This is a genomic window from Mycobacterium sp. E342 (genome assembly GCF_001667665.1).
In the GTDB taxonomy this organism is placed as follows: Bacteria; Actinomycetota; Actinomycetes; order Mycobacteriales; family Mycobacteriaceae; genus Mycobacterium.
Window position 1 is genome coordinate 1 of sequence record NZ_LZJM01000320.1, and the last position, 5,816, is coordinate 5,816.

General features: G+C 67.7%; 7 protein-coding genes and 1 tRNA gene. 4 read left to right on the forward strand and 4 right to left on the reverse strand.

Annotation, left to right across the window (positions count from 1 at the left end; all coding sequences use genetic code 11):
• Window positions 1–146 precede the first annotated feature (146 nt).
• From A5692_RS26230 to A5692_RS26235, 3 genes are all read right to left on the reverse strand, one after another.
• On the reverse strand, window positions 147–662 hold the full coding sequence (locus tag A5692_RS26230; protein ID WP_156766295.1) for a hypothetical protein: 516 nt from the start codon (window positions 660–662) through the stop codon (window positions 147–149).
• A gap of 152 nt (window positions 663–814) precedes the next feature.
• A complete protein-coding gene (locus A5692_RS28695; protein WP_156766296.1) occupies window positions 815–1,231 on the reverse strand; it encodes a hypothetical protein in 417 nt (138 codons plus the stop codon).
• A 270-nt stretch (window positions 1,232–1,501) separates the two neighbouring features.
• Window positions 1,502–1,575: transfer RNA gene (locus A5692_RS26235), tRNA-Leu, on the reverse strand.
• A gap of 355 nt (window positions 1,576–1,930) precedes the next feature.
• Between A5692_RS26235 and A5692_RS26240 the strand changes: the two genes are divergently transcribed.
• The 4 genes from A5692_RS26240 (at window position 1,931) to A5692_RS26255 (ending at window position 4,843) form a co-directional block, all read left to right on the forward strand.
• Window positions 1,931–2,830: a PE domain-containing protein gene (locus tag A5692_RS26240; RefSeq protein ID WP_068062075.1), complete on the forward strand. Its 900-nt coding sequence runs from the start codon at window positions 1,931–1,933 to the stop codon at window positions 2,828–2,830.
• Window positions 2,831–2,891: 61 nt separating this feature from the next.
• Entirely contained in the window at window positions 2,892–4,052 is a 1,161-nt protein-coding gene (locus tag A5692_RS26245) for a PPE domain-containing protein (RefSeq protein ID WP_068062077.1), read from the forward strand.
• A 162-nt stretch (window positions 4,053–4,214) separates the two neighbouring features.
• Complete coding sequence (locus tag A5692_RS26250) at window positions 4,215–4,511, forward strand: WXG100 family type VII secretion target (protein ID WP_007168951.1); 297 nt, start codon at window positions 4,215–4,217, stop codon at window positions 4,509–4,511.
• A gap of 47 nt (window positions 4,512–4,558) precedes the next feature.
• The gene (locus A5692_RS26255; RefSeq protein ID WP_046184805.1) at window positions 4,559–4,843 is read left to right on the forward strand and encodes a WXG100 family type VII secretion target; all 285 of its coding nucleotides are present in this window, start codon (window positions 4,559–4,561) and stop codon (window positions 4,841–4,843) included.
• Between the two features lie 78 nt (window positions 4,844–4,921).
• On the opposite strand, the gene A5692_RS26260 is transcribed toward A5692_RS26255, so the two are convergent.
• Window positions 4,922–5,816, reverse strand: an 895-nt coding sequence (locus A5692_RS26260) for a PE/PPE C-terminal domain-containing protein (protein ID WP_068062079.1), incomplete at its 5' end; no start/stop codon positions are given.

The following is a 5,816-nucleotide window of genomic DNA, read 5'->3' on the forward strand; positions in this document are numbered from 1 at the left end:
ACAATCAACGTCGCCACACAGCCATCGGAGGCCAACCCCCAATCAGCCGACTGACACCAACGTCTTAACCGGGTACACCTAGCCGCTGCCAGAGCACGCCGCGGTCGGCGAACTGGTCGGCGATCCGGTAACCGCGATCGAAGGCTTCAGGTCACCTGTGCTCGTAGCCACGCGTACAGGTTCGCCGGATAGGACTGGCCCTGGTAGACGGCCCATGCCACGCCGAGAAAGTTGTCGGTGTCCCTGGTCCACACCACGGCGCCATCGCGGTCGGTCTGGAAGGTGCGCGCCCGCCCGCAGGCAACCGACCCGTACGTGGTTCCGTCGGAGATTCGGAGTGGAATGGGATCGGGAGACTTCGCCCCGGGACACGTCGTAGCGGTCCAATCCACGCCATTGACCACCGCCGAGAAGGCCTTCTGCAGCGCTGCGTGGTCAGCGAAAATTTGATAGACCGCGGACGTCGGCCCGCCCGCGAGCGAGTTGGGCCCACAACTCATTGCGGCCAGGGCCGCCCCACGATCAATGGCTTGACAGGTATCGCTGCTGTAGCCGGCCGGTAGCAGGTCACGCAGCGTGGCGGCCGGATCGGCAAGGGCCGGAAAGGTCGGGACCATGGACGTCAACGCGACAGTGGCAGTGACGCAGGCGAGCCGGTTCATGACGCAACACTCGTCTGCTGCGGGCACGGTGACTAGGGACTTCGGACCTCGGTTGAGAGAAGGGGTTGCGCCTTACCACGGTTGAAGAGCTACGTCACCATTGCGCCGGTCGGCTCGGGATTGGGCTCGCACATTGTGCTTTTCGTTGTGAGTTACCAGACGACTACTTCAGCGTTGTCACCGGCGTAGCAGTTCCAAGAATCGACGACCATGCCGTTCTCAAAATATGCAGGACGCTTGGTGGGGTCACAGAACACCTCATACCACTGATCAGTCGTAGGCGAATAAGCCAGGAAGTGAAGCCCGCCTGCAGTGAATTTGTCGTGGACGTTCCTGGCGAAAGGACAACTGGTGTGACCGCCAGCCACGCCCTCATGGCCGTCAGGGCACATAGTGAACACCGTCACCGTGGCACGCGTTGACGGCGCCGTCAGCAGGCCTGAGCCCAGCAGAGTGAATAACAGGGCAGCGCCCAACAGCCACACGCCAGCGGCGGCCAGCCACAGCCTTCTGACGCCTGAGCGTGTATGGCGGTGAACTGCTGCTGCAAGTTTCGCGGTGGTCTTCATCGGTGTCCCTCGGGAGCCATTTGCCGGATAGAGCATTAAGGGTCCGCCATCGCCACCATCCCGCAAGGGTCCTTTGGCCCTGATGGCTTGGCCCTAGTGCCCGATTGATCCTGTGGTGCAGTTACCGCGCATGTCGCGACTCGTTGATCAAGCCGAGAGCCCGCAGCAAGGCAGGGACCAATCAGATGCCCGGCACTGAAGCAAGCAACATTTCGTTTTCGTCGTGGCCAGACGTGGCCGATCAGCGCGGCCGGCGGCCACCGACGCCGGTGCCCCCAGTCGGACTCGAACCGACACTTGACGGATTTTAAGTCCGCTGCCTCTGCCAATTGGGCTATGGGGGCCCGGCGGCGAATCTAGCGCGCGGCCGCCGAATCCGGGACACCGCATCCCGCCGTATCGAGCGAAATCGCCCACATGCGACACCGCAGGGCATCGGTTAGGATCCGCGCCCACCCGCCTTAACCACGGCTTTCCGGCAGATGACAGATCACGCCGCCATGTCGTCCGGCAGGACCATGTTAAAACTGCCGCCCTCATCGTTAAGAAGCCGTAAACGGCTGTCACCCCGGCCCTTTCGGCCGGGAACGTGGAGTCGGGGGTCGTTAGTGTTACGCCAACGCACAGGGGCCGTTACGCGAACACTCAGGGTCGATCCACCGCATGGGGGTCGGCCGTTCCGAACACTAGGAGCAATCGATGTCATTTCTGACGACTCAGACACAAGAGATGTTAGCTGCGGAGCAGCTGCTGTCGGGGATCAACACCAACCTGGCGGCGCAGAACGCGGGTGCGGCGCCGGCGACGACGGCGATCATCCCCGCGGGCGCCGACCCGGTGTCGGCCCAGCAAGCGGCCCTGTTCACGGCCTACGGCACCCAGTACCAGACCATCGCCGCCGAGGCGCAGACGCTGCTGGAGAATTACGCACAGACCCTGGGCATCAGCTCCAACAGCTACGGAACCACCGAGGCCATCAACGCGGCCCAGTCCGGTATTCAAGCCCTGGATTCGACGGCTCCCACCACGGCGGCCGCCACCACGACGCCCGGCAGTGCCCTCGACTGGCTGTCGTATCTGCTCGGTAGCACCGGCAACGGCACCAACCCGGCCATGCTCGGCGGGATGTTCGGCCTCTCGAGCAACGGCGCCAACATCTTGAACATCGGTGGTGGCAACTGGGCCTCCGCTGCGTCCGACCTGCTGGGCCTGGCCGGTGGCGGCCTGCTCGACACTTCCGCGGCGGATGCAGCCGGTTCGGCCGCCGACGCGGCGGGCCTGGCCGACGTCACGGCCCCCGTGGCCGGCGGCGGCATGGCCGGGATGGGCGCCATGCCGATGGCCTCGATGGGCTCGGCGACCATGGTCAGCAACCTCTCGGTGCCGCCGAGTTGGGCCGGCTCGGCCACCCCGGTGGTGGGCACCAGCGCCGCGCCGCTCGAGACCGTCGGCTGGACCGCCGCCGCCCCGCAGGCCGGCACGGGGACCGTCATCCCCGGGATGCCGGGGATGGGCGCGGCCGCGCGCAACAGCGCCGGCTTCGGTGCGCCGCGCTACGGCGTCAAGCCGATCGTCATGCCGAAACCGGCGACCGTCTAACGCTTCGCGCAATCCCCACAGACTTCGAATTCCACAAGACAAAAAGGAGCAGGAAACACAAATGGTTCTTGACTTTGCAGCAATTCCCCCGGAGATCACCTCCTCGCTCATCTACTCCGGAGCGGGCTCGGCGCCGCTGATGGCAGCCGCGGCGGCCTACGCCAACCTCAGTGCCGAGATCAGCACCACGGCGACCCAGTGGGAGTCGATCATCGCGTTGTTGACCAGCGAGCAGTGGACGGGCGGTGGCTCGGCGGCGGCGGCGGCCGCGGCGCAGCCCATCATCACCTACCTGACCGAGACCGCGGCGACGCTCGAGCAGGCGAGCGCCCAGGCCACGGCGTCGGCGGCGGCCTTCGAGGCGGTGTACGCGGCGGTGGTGCCGCCGCAACTGGTCATCACCAACAGAACTACGCAGGCGGCATTGTTGCCGTTCGCCGTCATCCCGACCGTCGCCGCCGAGATCGCGGCGTTGGACGCGCAGTACGCCGAAATGTGGGCCCAGGATGCCGCCGCCATGGCGGCTTACCAGGCGGCCTCGTTGGCCGCCGGGGTGCTGACTCCCGTGACGCCGCTCACGTCGACCACGAGTCCGGCGACCGCCGCGGCCGCGGACAGCGCTGCCCTCGGCACTGACTCGACGGCCGGGACCGCCCAGGCGCTGCTTGCCCCGGTCACCTCGGCGGCGACGGTGGCCGCCGACCCCATTACGCCCTCGTTCCCGGGCCTGCTGGGCTCGATCGACAACTTCCTCGGTACGCCCGCCGTGCTCAACGGCATCAACGGCGGCGTGAACACCGCGGCCTGGTTCGTCATGAACACCATCCCGACGGCGGTGTCGCTGGGCCACACGCTGGGCACCGTGCCGGCGATCCCGTTCGCGCTCACCGACTCGGTCACGCCGCTCGCCGGTGGGATGGTGCAGGGCACCATGGTCGGCTCGGTGTCCGGTGCGGGCGCATCGGCCGCCCTGGGCGAGGCCTCCGCGGTCGGCGGGCTGTCCGTGCCGGCCGGCTGGAATGCGGCGGCCCCGGCGTCGTTGGCGTCCTCCACCGCACCCCTCGAGGGCTCCGGGTGGACGGCCGCGGCCGAGGCCGAGCCGGTCGCCGCGATGCCCGGCATGCCGGGAATGGCCGCGGCGGCCAAGGGCGCAGGCGCCTACGGCACCGGGCCGCGGTACGGCTTCAAGCCGATCGTGATGCCCAAGCAGGTTGTTGTCTGATGTCGGGACCACCGATACGGGAAATTAGGGGGTATATGTCACCCGTTTGAGGCGATCAGTTAACCGGTTGGCCGTAATCTGTCCATAACGCGGCCACCACCGCATCAATTGCAACTGTTAAGACTTCGACACTGAAGGCTTGAAGGATAAGGAGAAAGCAACATGGCAACACGTTTCATGACCGACCCGCACGAAATGCGGGCGATGGCGGGCCGCTTCGAGGTCCACGCCCAGACCGTCGAGGACGAGGCCCGCAAGATGTGGGCGTCGTCGATGAACATCGCCGGCTCGGGCTGGAGCGGTCAGGCGCAGGCCACCTCGTACGACACCATGGGTCAGGTCAACCAGGCCTTCCGCAACATCGTCAACATGCTCCACGGGGTGCGCGACGGGCTGATCCGCGACGCGAACAACTACGAGCAGCAAGAGCAGGCCTCGCAGCAGATCCTGAGCAGCTAGCGCCGAAAACCGCGGCTGCGTACCATTCCAGACATTAGGAGACCGTTATGACCATTAACTACCAGTTCGGCGATGTCGACGCCCACGGTGCCTTGATCCGCGCCCAGGCCGCGTCCCTGGAGGCTGAGCACCAGGCCATCGTTCGCGATGTGCTTGCTGCGGGTGACTTCTGGGGCGGTGCCGGTTCGGTGGCCTGCCAGGAGTTCATCACCCAGTTGGGTCGCAACTTCCAGGTGATCTACGAGCAGGCCAACGCCCACGGGCAGAAGGTGCAGAGCGCCGGCAACAACATGGCCAGCACCGACAGCGCCGTCGGGTCCAGCTGGGCCTGACACCGCGTCCTCACTCGAAGGGCCCGCACACCGTGGTGTGCGGGCCCTTTCGGTTTCCGGAAAACGTTGCGGCCCGGCCTATCCCGCCACTGGCGAACGCGGGATGAGCGAGGGACGGAACCCGATCCGGTGGACCCCGCCGTCGGACTCACGCCCGACCATGGCGCCCAACGGCAACTTAGAGATTCCGGTGGCTTGCGGCGCCGTCGGCGCCGCGCCCCACCCGGCCGACGCGACGTTGGCGTCGAGGGCCGCCGGCAGCGGCGTCACCGACGAGACGGTGTCGGCCCAACTCGGCGGCACCGACAACGTTCCCAGCGCGGCCGCCTGGCCCACGCCCGCCGACGCGCCTTCGCCGAGGCCCCCGACCGGCCCGAGGGCTCCGAGGCCGGCCGCGTCCCCGAGGCCCCCCAGCCCGGGGACCGCACCGCCTTCCGCCCCGATGATCGAACCCGCGCCCTGCAGGTCGATTCCCAGGCCGTACATGTCCATCCCGATTCCCGCGCCGTCGGCGCCCAATCCGGCGCCATCCCCGCCCAGGCCGGCGAAATCGGATCCCACGCCGACCACGTCCGAGGCGAGCCCGGCCGCATCTCCCGTGCCGGCGGTGCCGCCGAGAGCCGTCCCCAGACCCGACGCGGCGCTAAGGCCGGTGCTCGCCGTCTTCGTCGCGCTCTTCGACGTGCCGGTCAAGCTGGAGAGCGCACTGAGGGGGCTCGAGGCCCCGGACGTTCCCAACGACGCCCCGGTGCCCACCGCCGCCTGCGACAGGCCCGCACCGGACGTGGACCCGGGCGTCGACATACTCTGCAGCGCCTGCGGAACGGTCGACATCACCTGCGATGACGCCGTCTGGGCGGCACTGCCGGCCTGGGTGCCGGTGGCCTGGCTCACCGCGCCGGCCTGGCCGGCGATGCCGCCCGGATTGGTCGTCTGCGGCGGCGGCGCGAAGGCGCCGAAGCTCGACGCGGAA